Source organism: Ignavibacteria bacterium, from assembly GCA_017303675.1.
Lineage (GTDB): Bacteria > Bacteroidota > Ignavibacteria > Tepidaquicellales > OLB5 > OLB5.
The window spans coordinates 1263901-1289709 of record JAFLBX010000001.1; the positions used below are offsets into that span (position 1 = coordinate 1263901).

The window sequence follows — 25809 nt, forward strand, 5'->3', positions numbered from 1 at the left end:
ATATTTTAATAATTATGAGTAACTACATTAAATATATAGCAATACTAACTATAGTGATATTTGCTGCGGGTTGTTCAAAAGATGGTGATGAAACCAGTAAAACCAGTTTCCAGATCTTAGCTGATAAGGAAAAAGAGCTGAATGACCGTGAAGCCAGAGTTAAGCTTAAAGAAATTGAGCTTGATGAACGCGAAAGAAAGCTTGGCATGGTTGAAAATACTTCAACCGGTCAAAACAATACCACAGATACAGCTTCAGTTCAAAATCACAGCTTAACACAGGTGCAAAAAGATTCAGTAAAAAAAGTAGAGGCAGAAAAAAAGAAGGAAAAGAAAAAAGAGATCCAGAAAGAAATAACAAAGAAGTTTGAAAATCCTACTTCGACGGTTAAGGATTATTATGAATACATACAGCGCGGTATCAATGAAACAGGAAACTTTGAAACAAACATGAAAAAAGCGCAGAAGTATTTTCCTTCAAGACCTGTGGATAAGCTGAAATCAGGTTACCGCAACACCAAACAGTTCACAATTGTTGAAGAGCCTAAAGTACTCAGCCAGAAAGATAACAAGGCAAGCGTGGTTTCAAAAGTAAAACAAACACAGGTTGTGAAAAAAGACGGTAAGGATACCGAAGTTACAAAAACACTGACTGTAACATACAATCTTACTGCTAACAAAAACGGTGAGTGGGTTATTACAGGTAATACAGTAAAAGAAGACTGATTTTCAAAGCGAACAGTAAATTTTAAACCCCGCATTCAGCGGGGTTTTTTTATTGTCATTTTTTAAGAAGTTCTTTAAATTTGCATATTAACCATTTCGATTCAGGGATCGGGGAAATTTCTTCCAAACATTTAACAGCTTTCTTTATATCGGCTTCAGGTGGCCTTTTTTCATAATACTTCCATAAAATATTATAATTGTTCACAAATTCATTGGTTTTAGATCTCAGAATGTCTGTTAGGTTTTCATCATTGATAATATATTTTCTGAATGAATTCAGCGATTCTTTTGCTATATCGTAGTTTTTAAGCTCATAGTGATTCTTTAAATTCAGGTATTTTATCCGGTATTTGTATAAATAGTAATTAGTCTTGATCATAGAAGACTCTCTTAAAGATTGCCCGAAATTCCCTTTTTCAAACTCTATCAAAGACCTGCAAAGTGCTTTAATGTTCTTTCTATGGGAAGGCTGAATAACATCAATGTTGTTTTCCAGAAACTCCGATGACTCCTTAACTTTTCCAAGTTCAAAATAATTCGAAATTATATTGAGGAATATGTCACTTCTGAAATAATTTTCACCGCTTAAACGGTAAAGTCTTTGACTGATATATAGTCCGTAATTATCGTTTAACTCCTGCCTGATCTTCCTCTCTTTAGATAACCCTTTTTTTCTTGCACAATAATTGATCAGATTTATTACAACTGTCCTTTTCGTTCCTTCATTAAACTGACCGATGTTTTTTACAACATACTCCTTAAAATCATAGTAATATTTTTCATTTTCAAAGTTTCTGAATGCCAAAAAAGCCAGGTAATATGCATTGAGCACGTTTTTAGAGGCGAAGTCATTTTTCAATATATATTCAAACATGGCGTTGATATTGAAGTTCTTCAGAAACTCGCTGCCAAGATCAACATTGGCTCTTGTATTAAATCTGCTCTTGTTTGAAAGGTTATCCTGGAATGAAAGAAAAAGATCAGATAAAAAATAAAATATTAAGTATTCTGTTCTTTTGTAAATATTCAAAGCTATTTTTTGCTGCATACCCCTTTCAAGATGGAACATTACTTTTTTCCATTCAGCCAGATGCTTTTCCAGGAAATAATCGTAATGAAGGTTATCGGTATTATAATATGTATCATCCAGATATAGGTTGTATTGTTCTATTTTTGAAATGAACAGGTTATCAATTTTTCTGCTGTCAAATTCATCAAGCAGAAGTTTGTTGAATACAATTTCATTCTTATCGGCGGCTGAAATCACTATGAATCTTTCTGTTTCTTTATATAGGTCAGAGAATAATTTTCTTAGTTTTCTGTCATCAAATTGTTTGCCTGGGTATACGGTTCTATATAAAGTTTCTTTTGTCAGTTTACTACTGTCAAAAAACGGGTAGAATTTTTTTAAACCTGAAAAGAGCTTTACAAGGTTTTTATTCGAATTAAGAAACGGGGAATCTAGATATTTAGAAAATTCGGAAATTTCCTTCTTACTGAAGCTTTTTACTACATCAATTGCTTTACTTTGTATCATTTAGAGGTAAAATTTTTTCACAATTTAATATATCAGGAATTAAAAAAACAGCAAAAAATTAAAAATTTTCAAGAAAAATGAATAATTATCTGCATTTTATGGTTTTCACAAACTCATAAAACATCCTTTTGAATAATTTTAAATCAAGTGTAGATTTGCGGTATTACATTTAATAAAATTTCATTTATTTGCTCATTAGCTGCAGCAGTTAATGTGTTCATGAAATTTTTTTAAAAGTTTGAAAAATAATGGGGATGTTGTAATTGTATTCTATTAACCACAGAACATTTAAAAGGAGTAAAAATGAAAACGTTGAAAGTTGCTGTTGCGGTCATATTTATGATCATTACAATAAAGATTTCTTTTTCGCAGGATACCAATCCCGTGATGCCGCTTACCGGGGATAGTTACGGCTCAGGTTCAAATAACGGGATACTTGGCAATCTTGGCGGAGTAGGAAGGTACTGTGCAATTCCGCATAATACTTTGCTGAATCCGGCAATTACCGGATCAGTTGAAGCCTGGATTTATTTAACAGCGTATAATGAATCTACTTCATGTATTGTACAAAAAGGCAATACATTTTATTTTGGGGTTGGAAGTAACGGTATTAATCATAAGCTGTTTCTTAACACGAACGGAACACTCTTCTCATCTAATGATGCAGTACCGCTTAACAGGTGGGTTCATGTTTCAGCTTCTTGGCTGCAAAGCAGCCCAAACTCATTGGTCACATTTACAATTGATGGCCTTTCAAACGGGGGGCAGTCGCTTGCATCAACTTGGAGCAATAACACCGATTCATTAACCATAGGCTGCAGCAGGCTGTTACCAAGTACATTTCTTAACGGCTATATTGATGAAGTCAGGCTATGGAACGCTGCGCGCTCTGTTTCAGAAATAGCAAGAACAAGGTTTATCGGTGTAGGAGACGGCCCTGCAGCAAACCAAAGCGCTGCGCTTACAACAAACGAAGATTACAAGTACCTGCTGGCTTCATGGACATTCAATCTGGGGGGGCTGGTTTACGAAGATATAAATAATTTGGTGGGGTTTTTCCGGGGAGGTACTGCTGTACAGTTTACAAACATTCCCGGGCAGCCTATTCCGTATAACCTTTCCATGTATTTTCCGGGAAATATCAATAGTCATGTCAGAGTGCCTAACAACAGTGCATTTAATCTTACAGGCGGCGGTACGATCGAAGCCTGGGTATACTGTAATCCTCCGGGAGGATATACAATTATTTCTAAAGGATCCAGTGTCGCAAATACCACTTTCAGGCTCTACATTCAGGGTAACGGACTCTTAAGCCTTCAATTAGGGAATATATCTAATTTTTCAGGTATTGTCCCGTTTCAGAAGTGGTCTCATGTCGCTGTTACATGGTCCGGAGCAGGCGGTGGAAATTATTCTTTAAAATTCTATATCAACGGAAAATTTAATAGTGAGCAGCTGCTTGCAACTTCAATTCCAATTAACAATGATCCTGTAAGAATTGGTAATCTGCAGTGGGATGCTAATAATAACTTTAACGGATATATGGATGACTTGAGAATTTGGTCAAGAGAAATGACACAAATTGAAATAAAAGCAAATATGTTCAATTCAACCAGGTCACAAACTCTAATCGGGCCGCTTGTTGCTTCATGGGATTTTGAAGGTAACTTAAATAATATTTCATCTAATGCCGGAATTAACGGAACTTTCAATACTGGCGCAGCAAATACTTGCCGATTCAGCGGATACCTAAATGAAACAACCACCGGACCCATTTCAGATGTTTTCGATGCACATCCAACCACAATAAACAGGAAAGAAAATCCTTCAAATCCCTTCCCGGGCGGATTTTCTTTAAAAGTGCCCGATAAGACTATTCCGGCAGGAACAACAGTTTATGACACAATATTTATTCCCGGAAATGCGAATTTAAATGATATTGAGGTTTTTCTTTCAGTTCAGCAGCCCAGTGTCTCTGGAATTATTGCTAAGCTCAAAGCTCCCAACGGACAGGAACGATCATTGGTGAGTATAAACGGCGGACAGGGAAACGGGATCTTAACATTTTTTAAGGACGGAAATACTGCTTTAAGCTCTTTTAATGCTCCATGGTCATATCTGGCAGCGCCATTCCAGGCTTTTAATCTGTTCGGACTCACATCGCCGCAGGGAAACTGGGTACTGAGTGTACAAAACACAACCGGACAGCCTGAAGGCAAACTTTTGGGGTGGGGATTGAGAATAAATAATACAGTTACAGGTGTGCAACCCGTTACGGGTAACTTACCGGAAAAATTTAACCTTAAACAAAACTATCCAAACCCTTTTAACCCCGTTACTACAGTTGAATTTTCAGTACCTAAAGAATCAAAAGTAAAACTGAAAGTTTTTGATATACTTGGAAAAGAAGTGATGTTTCTTGTAAATCAAAATCTGCAAGCCGGTAATTACAAAATTGATATTGATGCCTCGTTACTTTCGAGCGGTACATATTTCTATAAAATGGAATCAGATGGATACAGTGATGTTAAAAAAATGATTCTGATAAAATAATCCGGCCACATGTTAAGAACCGAAGAAAAAAATTCAGAAATAATGTTCAACAGAGCATGCCTTTCAGGGATGAATTTCGCAGGCAGGGGAATCCACACTGATAAAAATTAAACAAAGCTGTGTTATGGTATGGCTATTTTATACTGGCAAATAAAGGGTATCGTAGTTATTGGAATACTATTGGCGAATGTTCTCCATTGTTGATCGTATTCGGCGTTGAAGTACCTTCTGCAGATTTTCTATGGTCTGCAGAAGGGAAACAATGTGAAAATTATGGATTAAGTAATTAAACAATTAAGTGAAGGAAATTAAAATATTATATGTTCAGGCAATTGTCTTAATCTGTGTTGTTGTTATAAGGGTATCATTATATTTATTTTTTGATTAATCATACTATCAAGCAAAAGAAATATTCGGTAAAGAAATTATAAAAGAAACAATCAGTCGTTCAGGAAATCTTAGTTCAGGTTACACAATGTAACCTCTCAAATAAAACTGCTTTTGTAAACCTCCAACCAAAAAAAGAAAATGAACCAGCGATGTTGAGTGGTTTCTGCTGAACCATTAATTATCCTGAGCTTCAAAAAATTTTTGTATTAACCTGATTATGGGGTCCGGATAATTATTCCATTTATTCTTTTAATAAGCCTGGAAAGCAGGGAATGCACCCTGTTTTTCATTTTTTTATGCAATTCTCTGGTATTTTTTCATAAAAATTTAATCCTTATTTTTGGACTTCCCGCAATAAATAACAAATATTTAATATAGAAAGCATATTATAATGAGCGTTTTAGTAGGTAAAAACACAAAATTAATGGTGCAGGGTATTACCGGCTCCGAAGGTTCATTCCATACAAGACAAATTATAGAATACGGTACAAATGTTGTTGCAGGTGTTACACCAGGTAAAGGCGGTACAATGTTTGATGATAAAGTGCCGATATTTAATACCTGCAGAGAAGCTGTTGAAAAAGCAGGTGCAAATACTTCAGTAATATTTGTACCGCCACCGTTTGCGCTTGATGCAATACTTGAAGCTGCCGATTCAGGTGTGGATGTTATTGTTACCATTACCGAAGGTATCCCTACCAAAGATATGATAACTGCAAAAAATTATCTCGAAGATCTGAATAAGGCAGGCAGAAATATCAGAATGATAGGTCCGAACTGCCCCGGCATAATTACTCCGGGATTCTGCAAGATCGGTATAATGCCCGGCTTCATTCATTTACCCGGCAGAGTGGGTCTCATCTCCAGAAGCGGAACACTGACATATGAAGCAGTTGCTCAGCTTACTGCTTTAGGTCTTGGACAATCAACATGTATCGGTATCGGCGGTGACCCGATAATCGGTACAAACTTTATAGACGCAATGAAACTTTTCAACGAAGATAAAGATACTGATGCTGTTATTATGATTGGTGAAATAGGCGGAAATGCTGAAGAAACCTGCGCTGAATATGTTAAGAAATATATGACTAAGCCTGTTGTTGGATTTATTGCCGGCAGAACAGCGCCCCCCGGAAGAAGAATGGGTCATGCAGGCGCTATAATCGCGGGAGGTAAAGGTACCGCTGAAGATAAGATCAAAGCTATGCGCGACGCGGGAATTTATGTCGCAGAATCACCCGCAGAAATGGGTGCAATGGTAAAGTTAGCGCTAGATGAAGCCAAAGCAAAAAAGGCTAAAACCAAACCATCTGCTAAAAAGACCGGGAAAAAATCCAAACCTAAATCATCAAAACCAAAAGCTGCAGCAAAGAAAAGATCAACTGCAGTAACAACTAAGAAAAAGCCGGTTAAGAAAAATAAAGTTTCCAAAAGCTCAAAGCCAAAAGCTAAAAAACAGCTTAAGAAGAAAAAGAAATAGATTATAAGTTTTCGATAATTTTCCGGAGGTAAAAATGAATTACACTATCATTCGTATTAAAAATGCCAGGTTTTATGCTCATCATGGTGTGCTTGATACAGAAAGAATGAGCGGAGGATTATTTGAAATAGACGCTGAAATGACATGCGATGTAACAGAAGCGGAAGCAGAAGATAATCTTAAAAAAACACTGGATTATGAAAAAGCTTACACTTTTATAAAAGAAGTCGTTTCCGGTGAAAAGTTCTTTTTAATTGAAGCGCTGGCATACAGAATAGCGCTTAAGATAATAAGTAACTTTCAAGTTGTACAGAAAGTTACTATTAAAGTACGGAAGCCTTCACCTCCTCTTGGCGGTCTTACAGAGTATGTGGAAGTTGAACATACTGAATACAGGCTCTCAGAAAAACTCGGACCGGCATAGCAATGGGTGAGTTTGTTGTACTTGGCTTCGGTTCAAATAAAGGTAACAGGCTTAAGAATATAAGGTTAGCGATAAAAGCCCTTTCGTTGAATAAAAATATGAACCTGCTGAAGGTTTCAGATCTGTATGAAACTGAACCCTGGGGTTTTAAAAAACAAAAAAGCTTTTATAACAGCGCTGCTGTTTTTTTATGCAGGCTTTCACCGGCTGAATTACTGAAGCTTGTTAAAGTTACCGAAAAAAAAGCAGGCAGGAAAAAAAATCAAAAATGGCATGCCAGGGAGCTTGATATTGATATCCTGTTCTTTGGCAGCAGGGTTATAAGAACCCAAAAGCTGCTGATTCCGCATCCATTTATCCCGTTAAGGAATTTTGTTCTGAAACCGCTTGTTGATATTATACCCTGCTATGTTCACCCGGTTTCAAAACGGAAAATTTTGAACCTGTATAAAAACAGCAAAGATTTTTGTAAAGTAAGAAAGATCAATTCATTTGACAGGCAACTACAATAATTCCGGTTTAAGCTATATTGCAGTTGAAGGCGTTATTGGAGCCGGTAAAACATCTATTGCTCAGATGCTTGCTACCAGGCTTAATGCTAAGCTGATACTCGAAAATTTCGAAGATAACCCTTTCCTTGAAAAATTTTATATTAAACCCGAAGATTATGCTTTCAGAACACAGATGTTCTTTTTGCTTGAAAGATATACGCAGCTTCAGGATGTGCATCAAAAAGAGCTTTTCCAGAATTTTGTAATAAGCGACTATATCTTTGAAAAAGATAAGATCTTCGCTTACCTGAACCTGAGTGATGACGAACTGAAGATTTATGAACATGTTGTAACCGGACTTGATAAAGGAATTGTTGTGCCTGATCTTGTTATTTATCTTCAGTCATCGGTAGAAAGACTGATGGCAAACATCAGGAAAAGAAGCAGGGAAATTGAAAAAGAAATAAGTGAAGATTATATAAGCAGCCTTAATGAGGCGTATAATTATTTCTTTTCCAGGTATAAAGCTACAAAAATTATGATAGTGAACTGCGAAGAAACTGATTTTGTCAACAACCCGGCAGATTTTGATGAGCTGGTTAATGAAATTTTCAAATCAGATCTTTCTGCTGTAAAATACTATAACCCTTCATTAAGGAAAGCTGCCCAGTAAATGAAATATGTAATTCTTGCAATATTGCTTTATCTGGCTTTCATTTTTATAAGGAGAGTTCTTAAAAATGTTTCTGCCGCAAATGAAATTAAAAAGAAAGCTGAAAATAACAGCAGGCAGAAGAAGACTTACGATGTGAATATGATACAGGATGCTGAATTTCGTGAAGTGAAAAAAGATTAATTCCGTATTGACTTGAGCAAGATAGAAAAAATTCTGGGCGACTCCGCGCTAAAGGTTTTTAAAGGTTTTGTTCTTGAAAAAGATATAACTCTTACAAAGGATGATCTGGGTAAAATAAATAAGATAATAATTATAGTCCGTCACCAGCTTGGTGATATGCTATGTTCACTCCCCATGATGTTTTCAGTCCGTAAGTTTTTTCCTGAAGCTCAAATTACCCTTGTTTCAAAACGTTCCGCAGGTTTTTCTGAGATCTTTGAAAACTGCAGCAGCCCGCCGGTTAATAACGTGATACATTATGAACATGGTTTTGAAAAATTTGTTGATACTGTGAAGCTGCTGACTAATTTCTCACCTGATCTGGCTATTGTTCCGTCATCCGTGATTTTTTCAGCGACAAATCACCTGCTTGCATATTATTCCAAAGCACAATACCGAGTTGGCGTAAGGTCAAAAGATTACATTCCTAACAAGATAGGCTATATATTAAATATTAAAAAAGATTTTTTGTGGGATTCTAAAAAAGTACACCAGGTGAACAGAAACCTGGATGTTATTAAGCAAATTGGTATTGAACCGGCTGAAAAATTCATAAATCTTTCGCTTAATCAGGATCAAATTGATTTTTCTGCTCAATTTTATGCTGAAAATTTTTCAGATCCCCAAAAATCAGTAATAGGTATTCATCCGGGAGCCGCGAAAGAGGGGAATGTTTGGCCGCAGGAAAAATTTGCTGAATTGATGAATTTATTTAATAAAAAGCTTAATGTATATTTTTATATATCAGAGGGTCCGGCAGATAAAAAATATGTGGAAAACCTAGAAAATATCCTGAAAACTAAATACCCCGGGATAAAATACAGTAAATATTGCGGTAAATTAATGTATAATGCAGCAAATATCAGCAAAACTGCGCTTTTTATTTCAAATGATACAGGCATTATGCATCTTGCTTCCGGATTTAAAATTCCGGTAATTGGCTTATTTGGCCCTACAAAAGCTTATGAATGGGGACCTTTGGGGGTGAATAAAGCGTCAATTCAGGCACAGGGGGGTAAAATAGAAAATATTGAAATTTCAGATGTTTTTGAAACCGGTATTGGCTGTTTAAGTGTTTAGATATATATGATTTTTAATCATTTTCGGCTGTTTTTAGGAGACATTTTGTCTTGACATTTCTTTGTTGGCAATATATATTGCCTTAAAAGAGGGTAAAAAATATAGAATAATTGTTAGAGGTTTTAATTTCGGTTTTATAATACGGATACCGCTAGCAATTTTTTATATAGAGGATTTTATAAAGCCGAATTGAACTATTTATTCAATTTCGGTTTTTTTATTTTAAAAATTTAATAATACCAGAATGAGATCATTCAAAAATTCCCTGATTGCTTTATTGGTTTTAACAGGCGCAAACCTTTTTGCGCAGGGTAACGATATCTTTCAGAACGTACCCTCATCTGTTAACGATAAGAAAAATCCTGATATGAACAGCTACCTTTTTGGTGAAGTATCTCAGGATTATAAAATAATTGCTTCAAATTCAAATTACATTGAGTTTGAATATTACCCTGCTGCCGTAAACACTCAAAAACTGAGCGTTAACGGAGAGAATTTTTCAGTTTATGAATTTCAGTACGGACTCGATAAGCCAATTACAATGGGCGGCAGTCCTGATCTCAAATACAGAAGCTTTTCGGTTTTTATGCCTTCAGAAAACGGAAATACGGTTCAGGTTATAGATTATGATGTTAAGGAAGAACAAAATGTAAATATTGCGCCTGTTCCCCAGGTAGCATTATTCAATCCCAATATTCGCAGCTTCGAAAATATTTATTACCAGTATAACAAATCTGCTGAATATTCACAGAACAAATTTTTACCCGAAAGTTTTGTCAGCTTAACTTCCGTTGGTCCTTTAAGGGATGCTGTAACAGGGAATGTTGTGATTTACCCGTTCCAGTTTAACCCTGTAACAAGATCATTAAAATTTTATTCCAGGATAAGGATCAGGGTTACTTTTGGCGAGTCACCGGTTCCACTAAACCGCCCTAGAAGCAAAGAAGAAGTATCATTGCTCTCAGGAAGCGGTATTAATTACAGCAGCGCAGCTTCATGGGTGAATCCTAAATACAGATCAGCATTCAAAGACAGGTTAGTTACCAATAGTGTTCTTTCCGCGGGTGACTGGTATAAAATTGAAATAAAAGATAACAACGAAGGAAACAGCGAAGGAATTTATAAAATAACCAAAAGTTTCCTTGAAGGTGCGGGTATAAATCTTTCAGGTATAGACCCAAGAACCATCAAGATCTACGGTAACGGCGGAGACCTTCTTGATGAAAGGCTTACCGAAGGAAGACCGCAGGACCTTGTAGAAAATGCTGTATATATAGAAGGCGAAAACGACGGTGTTTTTAATAATGAAGATTATATCCTGCTGTACGGAAGATCAATAAATAACTGGAAGTATGATTCAGTGAATAATACCTATAATCATATGGTAAATTATTATTCACGCTCCAATTATTACTGGATAGCATTCAACACACCCAACAACGGAAAAAGAATGGTGCTCACACCATCTGAAAACAGCGGTTCTGCAATTGTACCTTCATCATTTACTGAAAAGATCTACACCGAGCCAGATGAAGAAAACCTCATCAGTGAAGGTAACCTTTGGCTCAGTTTCAGTAAAAGACCCGGACAGTCATTTGAATGGAATACCACACTTACCGGTCTTGAAGGGGGTTCTGATATTTTCTACAGAATTAAACCGGCTATGAGGGTGCTTTGCCCCAATACAGGTTACTTCCAGGTAAGAGATGAATTTTCAAATATGTCCGAATATTTACTACCTTTAAGCTGTGTTGTAGCAGGTTTTAATGAATGGATATCCACTGATACCAGAACTTTTGTGGTAAACCAGTCCCAAAAAACAAACGGTGAACAGGTTAAATTAAGATCAACTTTCTATGCCACCAACGGCGAAGCAGAAGGATATCTTGACTGGTACGAAATATTGTATAACCGCAGATTTAATTCTGTAACCGGAGATTTTCTCAGGTTTAATTCACCTGATACTTTTGCTGTAGTTGAATATAACGTATCAACATTTTCAAACGGAAATATTAGGGTTTTTGATGCTACTGCGCACAGTGATGTAAAAATGATACAGCCTATTTCGATCAATAATAACAGCGTTCGTTTCCAGAAAACTGAGAACGGCGGCAACGTTAGCAGGTATTTTGTAGTAGGTCAAAACGGGTATAAAACACCCACATCAATTTCTTCCAGGGTATCAAATCAGAATTTGCACGGAATATCTGACGGTGCAAGTTATATTATCATTACACATAAAGATTTTATTTCTGCCGCCGATAGAATCAAAACCAAAAGAGAGCAGGGCGGTCCGGGTAACCCTGATTATCTGAAAACAATGGTTGTAACCACCGAACAGATATATAATGAATTTTCTGGCGGTGTTCTGGATGCTGTGGCTATCAGAGATTTTATCAAGTTTGCATATGATAGCTGGTCAACCAAGCCCGCTTTTGTCTGCCTTTTAGGCGATGGCGGCTTTGATTATAAAAACATTAAAACCCAGGGCGGTAATTATGTTCCTGCCTGGGAGCTGACAAGTCCGGTGATACACCAGGTGCTTGGATTAACCACGGATGACTTTTTTGTTAATGTAGTTGGAGGAAGCAATCTTATCGATAAGCCCGATCTTGCAATTGGCAGAATACCGGCAAATTCACTTGTTGATGCGAATGGTTATATAGATAAAATAGATGCTTATGAAAACGGTGAAAATAACGGATACTGGAAAAACAGGATGATGTTTGTGGCTGATGATGAAAAAACAACTGCACCTGGATGTGAAGGAATTTTTCATCTTTCACAATGTGAAGCTCTAGCTGAGCAGTATTCACCTCCATTTATAGATAAGATCAAGACTTATTTGGCTACATATCCTACAGTTATTACGCCGCAGGGAAGAAGAAAACCCTCAGTAAACAGTGATATAGCTAAGTACTGGACTGATGGAGTGCTAAACATACATTATACAGGTCATGGAAGTCCTGATGTGTGGGCTCATGAATATGTTCTTGAAAAAGATAATATTCTGAGTCTTATCAATAATACAAACAGGTATCCGTTTGTTTCAATAGCAAGCTGTGATATGAGCAAGTTTGATAATCCTTCGAATGTAAGCGCTGGAGAGCTCTTTATGATGGCAAGCCGAAAAGGTGCAATAGGTACAATGGCTGCTTCAAGACCTGTTTATGCATCCAGCAATGCTGCATTATTTTATGTAGTATTCAGCAATTTGTACTTGCCAAGAGATACTTTGCTTTTACAGAAAAGATTCGGCACTGCAATATTTAACACCAAGAACCAGATCCAGTATTCTGAAAATGATGCAAAATATATATTGATGTGTGATCCTACTATCAGAGTACAAATGCCGAGGTTCAGGTCACATATTGATAGTATCAGCGGCCTTGCAGGTGATACAATGAAAGCGCTAAGCAGGATAAAAATTTACGGTTCTGTACTTCAGCCGGATTCATCTGTTTGGACAGATTACAACGGTAAGCTTGTATTAAAAATTTATGATGTTGACCGCAATGTCGCAACTCAGGAAGACTGCAACCCGCCGTTGATTCAGAATTTCAGATTAAACGGCGGAATAATATACTCAGGTACCAAAAATGTACAAAACGGTAAGTGGACTGCTGAGTTTATTGTTCCCAAAGATATTTCTTACCAAAACCAGGCTGGCAGACTGATCAATTATTTCTATAATAACCAGTTTGATGGCGCCGGAATTAACAGAAACTTTATAGTCGGCGGTATTAATCCAAATGCTGAAGTAGATTCTGTTGGTCCGAGAATAAGTATGTTCATGAACAACAGGAATTTCAGAACCGGGGATGTTATTAATGAAAACTCTAAATTCATCGCTGATCTTTTTGATGAATCTGGAATTAATACAACCGGTACACTTGGTCATAAGCTCGAAGCCGTTCTTGATGGAAACGAGAATAACAAATATGACCTCACTAATTTTTATAACAGCGATACTACTTATAAATCAGGTTCTATTGAATACGATTTTGCTAATTTGACTATCGGAAGACATTCTCTGAAGCTTAAGGCCTGGGATACCCATAATAATTCATCAGAAGCTACTATAGAATTTGATGTATCGTCATCAGGAACATTACAGGTCACAAATTTATATAATTATCCTAATCCGTTCAGCAGCAATACAGCATTTACATTCCAGCACAACTATCCTGCTGATATAAATGTTAAAATTAAAGTATACACAGTTGCAGGAAGGTTGATAAAAGAGATAGAAAAACCCAATATTTCCGATAAATTTGTAGTGATCGATTGGGATGGGAAAGATCAGGACGGTGAAACATTGGGAAATGGTGTTTATATTTACAGGATTGTTGTAGAATCTTTTGATGGTTTATCCGTTACAAATACCGGAAAATTAGCGGTTTTAAAGTAGAAATAGTTAATAATAATATATATCAGGAGGAATCTTTAAATGTTTAAAATCAAAATGTGCGTGCTGGCAGTGCTTGTTGTGCTATCAGGCAGAGTTTTTGCGCAGGGTGAATCAGCAGTCCCTTTCTTGCTTATCGGACCCAACTCGCTTAACGCAGGTATGGGTGAAACCGGCACAGGTATGATAAATGATGCTTCAGCTATGTTCTGGAACCCGGCAGGTCTTGGTTTTCAGAAAGGCGCCCAGGTTTCTATTACACATTCTCCATGGCTCCCGGGTCTTGGCCTTTCAGATCTTTTTTATGATTACCTGGCAGGTAAATATTACATGAAAAAATTAAAAGGTACTCTTGGAGTAAGTATAACATATCTGAATATCGGTAAAATTATTCAGACAGATGAATTCGGAAATGAAATTGGGAATTACCAGGCTTTTGACGGCGCACTTGCAGTAGGTTACGGTACAAAAGTTACCAAAGATCTTGGTGTAGGTGTAGTTACAAGGTTCATTTACAGTAAGCTTGCTGTTGATCCAGTTGCAGGTGAACAGGGTACAGGAACTGCATATGACCTCAGCTTTGATCTTTCAATGTTATGGAGACCTTCCAAAACCAAAATGAAGTTCCTGAATAACAAATTTGGCCTTGGAATTAACTTATCAAACATTGGTCCTAAAGTAACTTATGTTGATAATGACCAGGCTGATCCGCTTCCAACAAATTTAAGATTAGGTTTAGCTTATGATATATATCAGAGCGAATATAATAACTTAACTTTAACCGCTGATTTTGCAAAGCTTCTTGTAAAAAGAAGAGAGAACGGCGAATCTGATCCTGTTTATAAAGGAATATTCACATCATTTGGCGGCGGTATTGATAATGTAATGAAATCAATCCAGTCATCAGTTGGTGCTGAATACTGGTACGGTAACCCGAAGCTTATTGGTTTAAGAGGCGGCTTCTTTTATGAAGATCCTGACAGAGGTAAAAGAAAGTTCATCACACTTGGCGCAAGCATAAGGTACAGTATGTACGGATTTGATTTCAGTTATATAAACACGATCGAAGAAAATCACCCGCTTGCAAACACTTTAAGGTTCACACTTTCTGTGAATTTCGGCCAGCCTGAAACCACAGTAAAAAAGCCTGAAGAAAAGAAAACTGAAGAACAACCCCAGAAATAATTAAATGATCATATTAAGTTCGCTAATGAAACTGCGGATACTGACAGCAATTTTGCTGTTGGTATCCGTTAAATTTTTAACAGCAGATCCTGTTTATTCACAGGCCAATAACCTGTTAAACAGCAAGGTTGCTGATAAGCAGCTGAGGTTAAGCCATCCGCTTAACTATCACCCGCAGACAAAAAACGAAAATTACTATACTAATGTTCTGTTTCGTTCTGCAGCGCCTGAAACTCTGAATGTTTATGCTATCAGGGTTCAGTTTAAGCCTGATAATAACTCTCAGACAACCGGCGACGGCAGGTTTGATGTATCAAGCAATTACCCTGATTCAGTTGATGCTCCGCCACATGACAGTTTGTATTTTATTCATAAGCTGGAATTCCTGAAGAATTATTATTATAAATCTTCTAAAGGTAAGCTCGTCATAAATTACGTTCTGCTTCCAAGCGTAAGGAACCTTCCAAATGAGATGGAAGTATATTCACCCCGCAGAACAGAGAACCTTGGCAGAATGGGTACATTCTTTTACGATGTATGGCGCTCGGCTGATAGTACAATAGATTTTTCAGGCATCAACGCTAACAATTCCGCATTTATTATTTTTCATGCTGGAGTTGGTAGAGATGTTGATCTTGCTTCCCAGGGATTGTTCGTTGGTGAGCTTGATCTCCCTTCAATATATATGGGGCTTGGTACATTAAGGTCTATCTATGGAGATACGACACAGGGTTACTACACTAATGAAGGTACGATAATTTCCAATTCATGTATGCTCCCTGAGCAGGAGTTCCGTATAATTAATACATCCTTCGGCGATGTATTCTTAGAACTTGGCATGAACGGTATTGTTGTCGCAACCATCGGCAGCCATTTGGGTCTCCCTGACCTGTTTGATACAGAAACAGGCAGAACTGCAATTGGCAGATTTGGACTAATGGATGGACAGGCAATTTTCAGTTATCTCGGCGTTTTTCCACCGGAACCATCGGCATGGGAAAAACAATACCTGGGCTGGGTTGATCCAATCGTCTTGGGAACCGGCGGCACATATACAACCAAAGCAGCTACACTTGATGTTAACGGGAATGAATCGGTATATAAGATACTTATTTCCGGTAAAGAATATTTCCTGGTTGAAAACCGTAACCGTGATGCGTATGGAAATGGACAAACTATTTACTACGTAAATCAAAATGGTGTCCGGGATTCTATGAATTTTACAAAAGATATTGATGGCTTTAACAGTTCAGATATTTGGAGGCTTAAAGGAAGCATTACTGATGTTGATGAACTTGACTGGAGCGTTCCCGGTCTAAAAAATGACACTGCAAATTACCAGGGCGGTATACTTGTATGGCACATTGATGAAAATGTAATAGATGCCAATATTACAAGTAATACAATAAATACAAATATTGATCACCGCGGTGTTGATGTTGAAGAAGCAAAAGGCTCCCAGGATATCGGGGTTGTTGTACCAACTCCAATAGGTGATATAATCAGTGACGGCTTCTTTGTTGATTTCTGGTATAACGGCGAGCATTACAGGCCATCAAATATTTACAGGAATGAGTTTAACCAGACAACTTTCCCAAATTCTAAAAGTTATTCCAATATTAATTCCAGGGTTTGTTTATCAGGCTTCAGCCAGATAGGCTCAACAATGACCTTTACATATCAGGTTTGCGGCAATGTTGCTAATATCACGGGCTTCCCGCGATATGTAGGTGTTGATACTTCAGGTAACTCTCAACCAATTGGATTTGATTATAACGGTAACAGTTATGATGAGTTATTTGTGAATATAAACGATACCCTTTTTGGATTCCGTGATAACGGAAATCCGATCAGAGTTGATATGCCTAACGGCTTTTTGAAAGATAGTGCTTCAGGGTTTGCAGTTGGCTTCCTTAATTACAATATTGGCGGAAATAATAAATTCGTGACAGGTGTATCAGGCAGCAGGCTGAATCTTATAAGCTTTGTGATTGATTCTGCAACATCTGCACCGTTGGTGCAGAGTTTTGATGCCGGTGCGGTTTTAACAACACCGAATTTGACATTAAGCTCGCCTAGCCAGCCTAACCCGTTAAACAAAATTTACATTGGTTCTCAAAACGGGAAAGTAGCTAAGTTCTCTATTGACAGCTTAACTTATAGTTTCGATTCTGTTTCAAATTTAAAAATTAATTCACTTGCATACAGTCTTAACGGTGCATTGCCGGGAAGTTACACTTTTATAGATAACAGCAGGAAGTTTCTTTCAACAGGTTATATATATTTCGGGCAGATCATTGATGCTTATACAACTAAAGTTACTGTAACAAGTGATAATAAGATCACCAGGGAAGCTGTTGAAGGCGGTGATACAGTACTATCGAACAATCTTGGAATAACGACAGTAAACTCAACCCCTACCATTTGCGATATCAATGGTGACGGGCAGCAGGAAATTATTCTTACTGCAGATAATAAAATATATGTCATCAATAAATTCGGCGTTGTACTTGATAACTTTCCGTATAGTATTCCCAACGTAAGCTCTATCACCAGCGGTGTTGCAGTTGCTGATCTTAACGGCGATAATATCGCCGAAGTGATCTTCGGAACAGGCGATGGAAGGGTTTACGCTTACAGCATAAACGGTAAAGTACTTGACGGATTTCCCATAACAACAGGCGGAAGGATCCGCTCAACCCCGGCTATTATTAATTCTGACGGGAACTTTGGGATTCTGGTATATTCAGAAGACGGATATCTTTATGGCTACAAAACTCCCTGGGCTTATAATGATACAAAAGTATTGTGGAAGAACTTCCTGAGAAACTCATCACATACCAATGATGGTTCAGGCAGTATCTCATCAGTTACTTCTAACTTACCGTGTCTGCCTTCTGATAAAGTATATAACTGGCCAAACCCGGCATACGGAAAAACGACAAATATTCGTTATTATTTAGGCGGCGATGTTTCAGCCGTTAATATCAAGATAATGGATCTTGCCGGAGAGCTAGTTACAACACTTGCCGGCACTACCAATAAAGGTCTTGATAATGAAGTGCCCTGGGATATATCCACGGTCCAGAGCGGAATATATATTGCAGTGCTGGAACTCAGCGGCGGCTGCAGTGAAACTGCTTCGATTAAAATTGCTGTAGTAAAATAATTTGAATAAATTTTAAATTAAATGTTAGTCCCGTAACAAATTTATTTTTTTGCGGGACTTTTTTTATGGATTTAATCGTAAATATAATTCTTGGCGTTTACCTGCTGGTGCATTTTATTTTGCTGATCGGGCTGCTTGTAAATTCACGCAAGGCTTCACGATCTTCATTTGAGCCAAAGGTTTCAATTATTATCTGCGCTAAAGACGAAGAAGCAAGCATAGAAGAATGTATAAAATCACTGCTGCGGCTGAATTACCCTGCCGGAAAGACCGAAGCTATACTTGTTAATGACCGTTCAACAGACAGAACGAAAGAAATTATGCTTTCCTATACTGCAAATAACCCTTCACTTAAGTATCTTGAAATCACTGAAGAACATACCCATACCAAGCTTAAAGGCAAAACCAATGCTCTGGCACAGGCTTTAAAATCCGCCACCGGTGAAGTAATTTTTACAACGGATGCCGATATTGAAATAAATCCAAACTGGTTAAGAAGAATGCTGGATTATTATGACGATAAAACCGGTGTTGCTGCCGGTTATTCTGTAATAGAGCCCAAAGGCATTTTTTCTTCGCTGCAGTCAGCTGACTGGCTTTACCTGCTCTCGGTAGCTTCCGGGGGTGATGGAGCCGGGATTCCTATCAGCTGTGTAGGTAACAATATGTCTTACCGCAGGGAAGCATACGATGAAATAGGCGGATATGAAAAAATCAGATTTTCTATTACTGAAGATTTCCTGCTGCTGCAGAAAATTCACAAGGATTCATCTTATAAAAGAACTGTTTTCCCGGTTGATGATGAAACTAAAAATGTGACACTGCCATGCGGTGATTTAACGACATTATTCAGGCAGAAAAAACGCTGGGCACTCGGCGGCATGGGTGAATTCAACTTGGGAATAGTTATCGGGGTGCTTTCATGGCTGTGCGGTGCTGTGATTTTAGGCGGCTGGGCATTTCTGCCGCTTAGCAGCTGGCTGTTTTTCATAGGGGTGAAGTTAATTTTTGATAGTATTTTTCTTTTCCCGGCAATTAAGGAATTCAGGATGTTTAAGGTTTATATCTTTATGCCGCTGTTTGAATTTTATTTTGCTGTTTATGTAATTATCACTTCTTTGCTGGTTGTTATGGGCAGAAAAGTGGTATGGAAAAACCAAAAGATCTGAACTTATTCGTAATACGAATTTATCTCATCACCAAGAAATTTGATAGTCCACCCTATAACCCCGATATCATCAAGGTAACCAAGCAGCGGAGCAAAATCAGGCATCGCGTCAACCGGCGTTATAAAATACAGCAGCGCAGCAACCACCACAGATTTTCTGTACCACTTTACATCATGGTCAAGCATATATCTTTTTAAAGCCTTAAGATGGCTTAAGATCTTAAAGATACTTTTTTTGCTGGAAGCGATCTTTTTCTCAACACTCTGGTTTAATTCGCCGGCTTCCTTTTCTGAAAGCGGCCTCTCAGGGTAATAATCTTTCAGAAGAGCAATTTCTTCCGTTTCTGATATTTCATATTTATTTTTCATCTTATAAAAAGATCAACTAAGTTAAGATATGGCCTTGCCACAAATGTTATTATTGATATAAATACCTGGGAGAATCCCGGTACAAAATTAAACAAAGCCAGTATTATGAAAATTCCCATAAAGCCGATACTGCGGTAGCGCATTGCCAGCTCATCGGGAAGGATGTTAGCCAGTACGTGAGAACCGTCAAGCGGCGGAATAGGTATCATGTTAAATACAGCAAGCGAAACATTCAGTATTATACCCGCATAAAACATCTTCAGCATGTAATTCAAAAATTCAAAGAAGAAGGAACCCTCAGCAGGATTAGCTGCCGAAATTATATAATAAAGAGCCACTGTAAAAACCACACATAAAAAAGCTATCAGCAGGTTGCTTATCGGTCCCGCAATTGTTACCAGTGTATCATCCCGTTTGAAATTCCTGAAATTCCTGGGATCGATGGGTACGGGCTTTGCCCATGCTATAAAAACCCTTCCGGTTGCTAATATTGAAAATAAGGGAATAATTATCGAACCGAAAAGATCTATATGCGGTATCGGATTCAGCGTTATTCTGCCAAGATCTTTTGCGGTGGTATCACCGCATTTAAGCGCTACCCATGCGTGAGCCATTTCATGTATTACTACAGAAAAGATCAGTATGGGGATTATATATATATTTTCGGCATATGACTTCAGGTCCATTTAAATTATCTCTGTCTAAAATCTGATTATAGGTATCTTTGTTTTTGTAGTAACCGAAACAAACGAGTTATCTTTCATGTAATTATACTTCACTGAAAAATCCAGTATGAACAGGGTAAAGCCAACGCCTGCGCCAACACTTACCTTTGATTCATTAAGCGCCAGCCCTTCGAATGAACGGTTTTCATCAAAATCCCTTTTTATATTATTGCTCTTTACATCAACTGTTAAGAACGGCATTGTAAATGAAGACCTGAATAATTTTGATAAAGAGTAATCAATATTAAGGCCGAATGAAAGAATTTTTGTTCTGTAACTGCTTAAAATATTAACTGCGCGGAATTCATCCGGGGAATTGTATGAATAGTAGTTTACTTCACCGCCTATTACAAACGGGAAGATACCCGTTGATGAAAATTCCATTCTGCCTAAAATACCGAATGTTGGATTAGCAGTTTCAGAGAATTTTGAAACCGGTATCGCAATTCCGCCGCCAAAACCTATGAACAATGCGCTGATGGATCTTTTTGTAATTAAGTTCTTGTTCAGCGAATCAGCAAATGAAACTGAATTACTCTTTTTATAAGATGCTGTACCAAGCATGCTGTTAATAGCAGATCTTTCCTTTAAAAGGCTTTGAGAGTTAATTCCGGCTGTTATTACTATCAGTAAAACAGGTAAGATGAGTTTAAGATATTGGGTTTTCAATATAAACTATTGTTTAATAATATATTTGGAAAATAATTTATATATATTGTCTGCATCAGATTTCCTTATGCTTTTCTTTTTTAACGCCAGTTTGACCGTTTCAATTCCCATTAAAATATAATATGTTAACAGGTCTTTATCGCTTTTTTTCAGCGCATCAAGATGAGCTTTTATTGTGGATAGATCATTGCGCTCTATAGGTCCGGTCAACGCTGCAGCAGGTCCTGATGCAGCAACATTTTTTAATGTTTGTAATGCCAGAGGCATATATATGTTGAAAAAAGTGCGATTATTAAACCCATTTATTTGTATCTTTTTAAGCCCGGTCTGCTCTATTTTGCTGTTTAGAACCGTTAAAAAGTTAGAGGACATAACGCAGCATATATGATGATACACTTTGTTCTTTTTTTCTATTTTAAATGGAATTGCACCGAGTGATTTTGCCAAACCATTCATTTTCTGAACTGCTTTGCTGCTGCCTTCGGCGGCAATGTATATACCATTAAAGCTGCCTGCTTTTGCAGATACCTTTGAAGCGAAGCTTTGAACAGGGTGGAATGAACCCGTCACAGCGCCTTTTGCCGCAAGAGCTGAAAGTGCATCACTAGTTAAAGCTCCTGAAGTATGATATATAAACTTATTCTTCAGGTCAGCTTTTGCGCGCAGCAGCTTTTGTACTACCTGCTCTATTTTTGAATCCTGTACACAAATTAAAATAAGGGTACTTTTTTCAGCAAGCTTTTTAAACATTTCATCCTTTATGCTGCGGCTTTTAATTGCTGCAATATTCCCGAATTTACCCGTGTGTTTTAATTCATGGTAAAGGTGCGAGCCCAGCTTCCCGAACCCGATGATCAGTATATTATCAGCTCTTTTCTTAGTAGTCATTTTTACTTCTTAAGGATATTGTTACGGGACCCTCATTTACAAGCTTTACCTTCATCATCGCGCCGAACTCACCGGTATGTACTTTATCGAACCCAATCAGGTTCTTCACTTCACGGATGAAATACTCATACAGCTCATTTGCCTTCTTGGGCTCTGCAGCATCAGTAAAGCTTGGGCGGTTACCGTGCCGTGTATCGGCATGCAGAGTAAACTGCGAAACTATGGTCATATCAAGTCCGGTTTCAAGCAGTGATAAGTTCATCTTTTCATTTTCATCCTGAAAGATCCGCAGGTTTACGGTTTTTGCCGCCAGGTACTCGGCGTCCTGTTCGGTGTCATCCTGTTTTACGCCAAGCAAAACAAGCAGCCCCCCGCGCATACTTGAAATTATTTCTGATTTTACCGTAACGTTACATTCTGCAACTCTTTGTATTAATGCAATCATTGTTTTGCTTTGTTGTTAATTTCCAGTACCCGCGGTAATTTAATCAAGTCCCGGTGAATATTGTATTCACTTATATTACTTTCACTCAAAAGCTTCACTATGCTCTCTTTTTTACCGTCGCCAATTTCAAGAAAAACTGCCGGTTTATTTATTGAGCCGTTATAGAGCTCAAATATTCTTTTATAAAATGAAAGCCCGTCGCCGCTATCTGTGAGGGCAATATAAGGCTCATAAGCGTTCACTTCTTCATTCAGTCCCGGCACATCTGCCGCTGAAATATACGGCGGGTTAGAAACAATAATATCATAGCCTTCAAATGTTAAGCCGGGATCAAAAAAATCACGGGTTATGAACTGAACTTTACCGTTTAAATTGTTCAGGGCTGCGTTTTCTTTTGCTAATTCAACTGCTTCAGCGCTGATATCAATTGCAGTAACTGAACACTCACAATTTGCGGCAACTGCTGCGGAAATACAGCCTGAGCCTGTGCCGATCTCCAGTATCTTTGGCCGGGCAGTGTTACTGCCCTTAATATACTCAAGTACTTTTTCCACCAGTATTTCAGTTTCCTGTCTTGGTATCAAGACAGAGGGGTTGACCATGAGATCCATACCGTAAAATCCGGCTTTGCCAAGTATATACTGAAGAGGCTCATGTTTGAGCCTCCTTTTAACTTTTTCCCTGTAATCGGATACTTCACTTTCAGTTAAGGGTTTTTCGAAGTTCAGGTAAAGGCTGAAGCGGCTTTCGCCGGTGGTTTCTGCAAGAAGCAGCTCTGCGTTAAGCCTCGGGTTTTTTATGCCTTTTTCGGCAAATGCTGCTTCAGTTACTTTCAGGATATCAAGGATCCTCCAGGTCTTAACGGCAGTACTCATTGAAATAAATAAGCTCCCGGGCTTTTGTTTTCATATACTACTTCACCGCGTACAATTGTCATTAATATTTTTGTTTTTAACAGAACTGCCGGGTCAGATGAAACTATATCTTCGGAAAGTACTACCATATCAGCGAACTTATCTTTTTCAAGCGTACCCTTAACATCTTCTGCAAACGAGGCGAAAGCAGAATACACTGTGAATGATTTCAGCGCGTCAAGCACGCTTAGTTTCTGGGCTGTATTATTGGTTAGCCTGTTTGCGGCAGTATCTGCCGAGAGCCCTGTGGATAAGTAATACATTACTATCAGCGGGTTAATTGTGTGATAAGGGAAGTCGGTTCCCGAGATAATAACATTATTCTGCTTGAATAAGCTGTTCCATAAGCCCAGGTTCTGGACATTATCAGGTTTTATCAGCTCATTTATAAGCAGCTTATCAGCAAGTGTTACTTCAGGTCTTACGCTTGGAATAATTTCCATTTGTTTTATCCTCTGGAGGTCCTGCTGGTTAACAAACTCAAGATACTCAAGCCTTGTTCTGCCTGCTTTTGGCTTAACTTCTTTGTTAACAGATTCAATTGCGTTCAATGTCTGTGTTAAGGCTCTATCACCAACTGTTTTAACTGAAACCTGGAAATCCTTTTCATTGGCTTTTTTGGTCATTTCCTTTATATCGAACTCATCATTAAAGGGGGTCATTCGTTTAGGTTCTTCATTGTAATCATCATTCATTGCGGCATCCTGTGTTTCAAAATAGCCGTCATATTCAAGGCTAACGCACTTAACGTTTATCCTGTCTTTATAGTTTTCGGGACCGCTTGAAATGTATTTTTCAAACAGGGGACCTTTGCCGGGTATCATTGCGTAAAGCCTAATCGGGAACTTATTATCATCCACCATTTTTTTATAAACGCTTAAGCCCTGCTCGGTTATATTTGCGTCGTTTATTTCTGTGATACCGTATTTAAAGAGTTCATTGATACCGCGTGTTATGTTAGACATCACTTCCTGCTCTGAAGGCTGGGGGAGTATGTTTATAACTATTTCCTGAGCCGCTTCATAAAAAAGGCCGTTGGTATTATTGCTTTCATCAAAGCCAATGGCTCCGTTCTCGGGGTCAGGGGTATCTTTGGTTACTTTTGCGGCATCAAGAACTTTTTTGTTAACCCAGGTTGTGTTGCCAAGCGCATTCACCAGGTAAATATTATGCTGCATGGATACACCATCAAGCAGTGAGTGGTTAAGCCTTTCAAGATCTTTTTCAGGAAGCTTCAGCTCATCCCACCCGAAGCCGCCTATCCATTCATCGGGCTTTGAGGTTTTAACGCGTTCGCGTACAATATTCAGTATCTCTTCAACTGATCTGGCGTTGCGCAGATCAAGCAGGCTTAGCTGCTTTGAAAACTCCATTAAGTTCGCCTCTGCATCAATAAAGCCCGGCACAACTGTTTTGCCTTTCAGATCTATAACCTTTGCGTCCTTATACTTTTCGGTAAGCTCACCTGATTTCCCCGAGGCAAGTATCCTGCCATCGTGAACAGCTATTGCCTCAACAATTGTGTTGTTCTTATCGAGTGTATAAATCTTACCATTGATGTAAATAACCTCAGGATTTTTGCTGCATGCAGCCAGAAATATGCTGAAAAACGCCAAAAACAGTACTTTTACGGCTATTTTAAAAGTTTTTGCTCTCATCAGTTGAAATTTATATTTAATTATCACAAATATAGGCAATTTAATATGAACGAAAAATGAATATAAATAAGCTTTTTTGCAGTTTCATTTTTATTAATTATTTGAATATTTTTTTTTGCGGAGTTTGGAAGCATTTATTGCGAAAACAGCTTATTATTCGAAAGTGAAACTTTTTCAAGATGAATAAATTCATTTTGACACAGTTTCAAAATGAATTATTCATAATGAGAAAAGTTCGAAATTACATAATGTTAACTTTCTCATTATGAAAATGCTAAGTGAGAAAATATACCGGTAATATTTATTCATTATAAAGGAGTTTAAAGTTTGATATATATGTATTATACATATATTAGCTATTATAATATATGATAATAGCATATACAAGGGAATATTTAATCTCTTTTTTGATTGTTGAAAGTATAATGGAATAGAGGTTTTAATGACCTGAATCATTGTATTGCCTTATATGATGTAATATCTTTGTAATGAAACCCATAACTAAGCGTAGTAACTTATAAAAACCCGAGCCTTGATGCTTATTTTCCGCAAATAAACTTATTTTAATAATTTTGTATAATAATAACATTTTGCTTTAATGTTGCAAAAGGCTAAAAAGTGCATTATTTTAAGCTA

The 25809-nt window shown here is 37.6% G+C and carries 20 protein-coding genes; 12 read left to right on the forward strand and 8 right to left on the reverse strand.

Features of this window, described 5'->3' with window-relative positions; genetic code table 11:
* The first annotated feature begins 14 nt into the window (after positions 1-14).
* Positions 15-725 (forward strand): hypothetical protein, encoded by a 711-nt coding sequence (locus J0M37_05735; protein MBN8584579.1) that lies wholly within the window; start codon positions 15-17, stop codon positions 723-725.
* A 55-nt stretch (positions 726-780) separates the two neighbouring features.
* Here the strand turns inward: J0M37_05735 and J0M37_05740 are convergent, their stop codons facing one another.
* On the reverse strand, positions 781-2262 hold the full coding sequence (locus J0M37_05740; GenBank protein ID MBN8584580.1) for a hypothetical protein: 1482 nt from the start codon (positions 2260-2262) through the stop codon (positions 781-783).
* A 303-nt stretch (positions 2263-2565) separates the two neighbouring features.
* Between J0M37_05740 and J0M37_05745 the strand changes: the two genes are divergently transcribed.
* From J0M37_05745 to J0M37_05795, 11 genes are all read left to right on the forward strand, one after another.
* A complete protein-coding gene (locus J0M37_05745; GenBank protein ID MBN8584581.1) occupies positions 2566-4815 on the forward strand; it encodes a T9SS type A sorting domain-containing protein in 2250 nt (749 codons plus the stop codon).
* Positions 4816-5596: 781 nt separating this feature from the next.
* Positions 5597-6685 (forward strand): succinate--CoA ligase subunit alpha, encoded by a 1089-nt coding sequence (gene sucD / locus J0M37_05750; protein ID MBN8584582.1) that lies wholly within the window; start codon positions 5597-5599, stop codon positions 6683-6685.
* Between the two features lie 34 nt (positions 6686-6719).
* Positions 6720-7109 carry a dihydroneopterin aldolase gene (gene folB / locus J0M37_05755; protein ID MBN8584583.1) on the forward strand — a complete coding sequence of 130 codons (390 nt, stop codon included), beginning with the start codon at positions 6720-6722 and terminating at the stop codon, positions 7107-7109.
* 2 nt (positions 7110-7111) lie between these two features.
* Positions 7112-7621 (forward strand): 2-amino-4-hydroxy-6-hydroxymethyldihydropteridine diphosphokinase, encoded by a 510-nt coding sequence (gene folK, locus J0M37_05760; protein MBN8584584.1) that lies wholly within the window; start codon positions 7112-7114, stop codon positions 7619-7621.
* A complete protein-coding gene (locus J0M37_05765) occupies positions 7602-8273 on the forward strand; it encodes a deoxynucleoside kinase (protein MBN8584585.1) in 672 nt (223 codons plus the stop codon). The genes folK and J0M37_05765 overlap by 20 nt, the downstream gene beginning before the upstream one ends.
* Positions 8274-8456, forward strand: coding sequence for a hypothetical protein (locus tag J0M37_05770; GenBank protein ID MBN8584586.1), 183 nt, complete (start codon positions 8274-8276; stop codon positions 8454-8456).
* A gap of 12 nt (positions 8457-8468) precedes the next feature.
* A complete protein-coding gene (locus tag J0M37_05775) occupies positions 8469-9575 on the forward strand; it encodes a glycosyltransferase family 9 protein (GenBank protein MBN8584587.1) in 1107 nt (368 codons plus the stop codon).
* 244 nt (positions 9576-9819) lie between these two features.
* A complete protein-coding gene (gene porU / locus J0M37_05780; GenBank protein ID MBN8584588.1) occupies positions 9820-13986 on the forward strand; it encodes a type IX secretion system sortase PorU in 4167 nt (1388 codons plus the stop codon).
* A 39-nt stretch (positions 13987-14025) separates the two neighbouring features.
* Positions 14026-15168, forward strand: a complete 1143-nt coding sequence (porV, locus tag J0M37_05785; GenBank protein MBN8584589.1) for a type IX secretion system outer membrane channel protein PorV — start codon at positions 14026-14028, stop codon at positions 15166-15168.
* A gap of 25 nt (positions 15169-15193) precedes the next feature.
* Entirely contained in the window at positions 15194-18337 is a 3144-nt protein-coding gene (locus tag J0M37_05790) for a hypothetical protein (GenBank protein MBN8584590.1), read from the forward strand.
* Between the two features lie 65 nt (positions 18338-18402).
* Positions 18403-19506, forward strand: a complete 1104-nt coding sequence (locus tag J0M37_05795; GenBank protein ID MBN8584591.1) for a glycosyltransferase — start codon at positions 18403-18405, stop codon at positions 19504-19506.
* A 2-nt stretch (positions 19507-19508) separates the two neighbouring features.
* Here the strand turns inward: J0M37_05795 and J0M37_05800 are convergent, their stop codons facing one another.
* From J0M37_05800 to J0M37_05830, 7 genes are read right to left on the reverse strand one after another with little or no spacing between them, the layout of a single operon-like run.
* Positions 19509-19874, reverse strand: a complete 366-nt coding sequence (locus J0M37_05800; protein ID MBN8584592.1) for a DUF1232 domain-containing protein — start codon at positions 19872-19874, stop codon at positions 19509-19511.
* On the reverse strand, positions 19871-20560 hold the full coding sequence (locus tag J0M37_05805) for a site-2 protease family protein (GenBank protein MBN8584593.1): 690 nt from the start codon (positions 20558-20560) through the stop codon (positions 19871-19873). Before J0M37_05805 ends, J0M37_05800 begins: the two co-directional genes overlap by 4 nt.
* A gap of 15 nt (positions 20561-20575) precedes the next feature.
* Positions 20576-21268, reverse strand: coding sequence for a hypothetical protein (locus J0M37_05810; protein MBN8584594.1), 693 nt, complete (start codon positions 21266-21268; stop codon positions 20576-20578).
* Positions 21269-21274: 6 nt separating this feature from the next.
* A complete protein-coding gene (locus J0M37_05815; protein ID MBN8584595.1) occupies positions 21275-22156 on the reverse strand; it encodes a DUF2520 domain-containing protein in 882 nt (293 codons plus the stop codon).
* Positions 22146-22601: a D-tyrosyl-tRNA(Tyr) deacylase gene (gene dtd / locus J0M37_05820; GenBank protein MBN8584596.1), complete on the reverse strand. Its 456-nt coding sequence runs from the start codon at positions 22599-22601 to the stop codon at positions 22146-22148. Before dtd ends, J0M37_05815 begins: the two co-directional genes overlap by 11 nt.
* Positions 22598-23476: a peptide chain release factor N(5)-glutamine methyltransferase gene (gene prmC, locus J0M37_05825; GenBank protein ID MBN8584597.1), complete on the reverse strand. Its 879-nt coding sequence runs from the start codon at positions 23474-23476 to the stop codon at positions 22598-22600. The genes dtd and prmC overlap by 4 nt, the downstream gene beginning before the upstream one ends.
* Positions 23473-25173, reverse strand: a complete 1701-nt coding sequence (locus J0M37_05830; protein MBN8584598.1) for an amidohydrolase — start codon at positions 25171-25173, stop codon at positions 23473-23475. The genes prmC and J0M37_05830 overlap by 4 nt, the downstream gene beginning before the upstream one ends.
* Positions 25174-25809: the final 636 nt, after the last annotated feature.

What these genes read in the sequence shown, in the direction of transcription:
- J0M37_05735 (MBN8584579.1), top strand. Translation starts at nt 15, where the DNA reads ATGAGTAACTACATTAAATATATAGCAATACTAACTATAGTGATATTT.
- J0M37_05740 (MBN8584580.1), bottom strand. Translation starts at nt 2,262, where the DNA reads ATGATACAAAGTAAAGCAATTGATGTAGTAAAAAGCTTCAGTAAGAAG.
- J0M37_05745 (MBN8584581.1), top strand. Translation starts at nt 2,566, where the DNA reads ATGAAAACGTTGAAAGTTGCTGTTGCGGTCATATTTATGATCATTACA.
- sucD (MBN8584582.1), top strand. Translation starts at nt 5,597, where the DNA reads ATGAGCGTTTTAGTAGGTAAAAACACAAAATTAATGGTGCAGGGTATT.
- folB (MBN8584583.1), top strand. Translation starts at nt 6,720, where the DNA reads ATGAATTACACTATCATTCGTATTAAAAATGCCAGGTTTTATGCTCAT.
- folK (MBN8584584.1), top strand. Translation starts at nt 7,112, where the DNA reads ATGGGTGAGTTTGTTGTACTTGGCTTCGGTTCAAATAAAGGTAACAGG.
- J0M37_05770 (MBN8584586.1), top strand. Translation starts at nt 8,274, where the DNA reads ATGAAATATGTAATTCTTGCAATATTGCTTTATCTGGCTTTCATTTTT.
- porU (MBN8584588.1), top strand. Translation starts at nt 9,820, where the DNA reads ATGAGATCATTCAAAAATTCCCTGATTGCTTTATTGGTTTTAACAGGC.
- porV (MBN8584589.1), top strand. Translation starts at nt 14,026, where the DNA reads ATGTTTAAAATCAAAATGTGCGTGCTGGCAGTGCTTGTTGTGCTATCA.
- J0M37_05790 (MBN8584590.1), top strand. Translation starts at nt 15,194, where the DNA reads ATGAAACTGCGGATACTGACAGCAATTTTGCTGTTGGTATCCGTTAAA.
- J0M37_05795 (MBN8584591.1), top strand. Translation starts at nt 18,403, where the DNA reads ATGGATTTAATCGTAAATATAATTCTTGGCGTTTACCTGCTGGTGCAT.
- J0M37_05800 (MBN8584592.1), bottom strand. Translation starts at nt 19,874, where the DNA reads ATGAAAAATAAATATGAAATATCAGAAACGGAAGAAATTGCTCTTCTG.
- J0M37_05805 (MBN8584593.1), bottom strand. Translation starts at nt 20,560, where the DNA reads ATGGACCTGAAGTCATATGCCGAAAATATATATATAATCCCCATACTG.
- J0M37_05815 (MBN8584595.1), bottom strand. Translation starts at nt 22,156, where the DNA reads ATGACTACTAAGAAAAGAGCTGATAATATACTGATCATCGGGTTCGGG.
- dtd (MBN8584596.1), bottom strand. Translation starts at nt 22,601, where the DNA reads ATGATTGCATTAATACAAAGAGTTGCAGAATGTAACGTTACGGTAAAA.
- prmC (MBN8584597.1), bottom strand. Translation starts at nt 23,476, where the DNA reads ATGAGTACTGCCGTTAAGACCTGGAGGATCCTTGATATCCTGAAAGTA.
- J0M37_05830 (MBN8584598.1), bottom strand. Translation starts at nt 25,173, where the DNA reads ATGAGAGCAAAAACTTTTAAAATAGCCGTAAAAGTACTGTTTTTGGCG.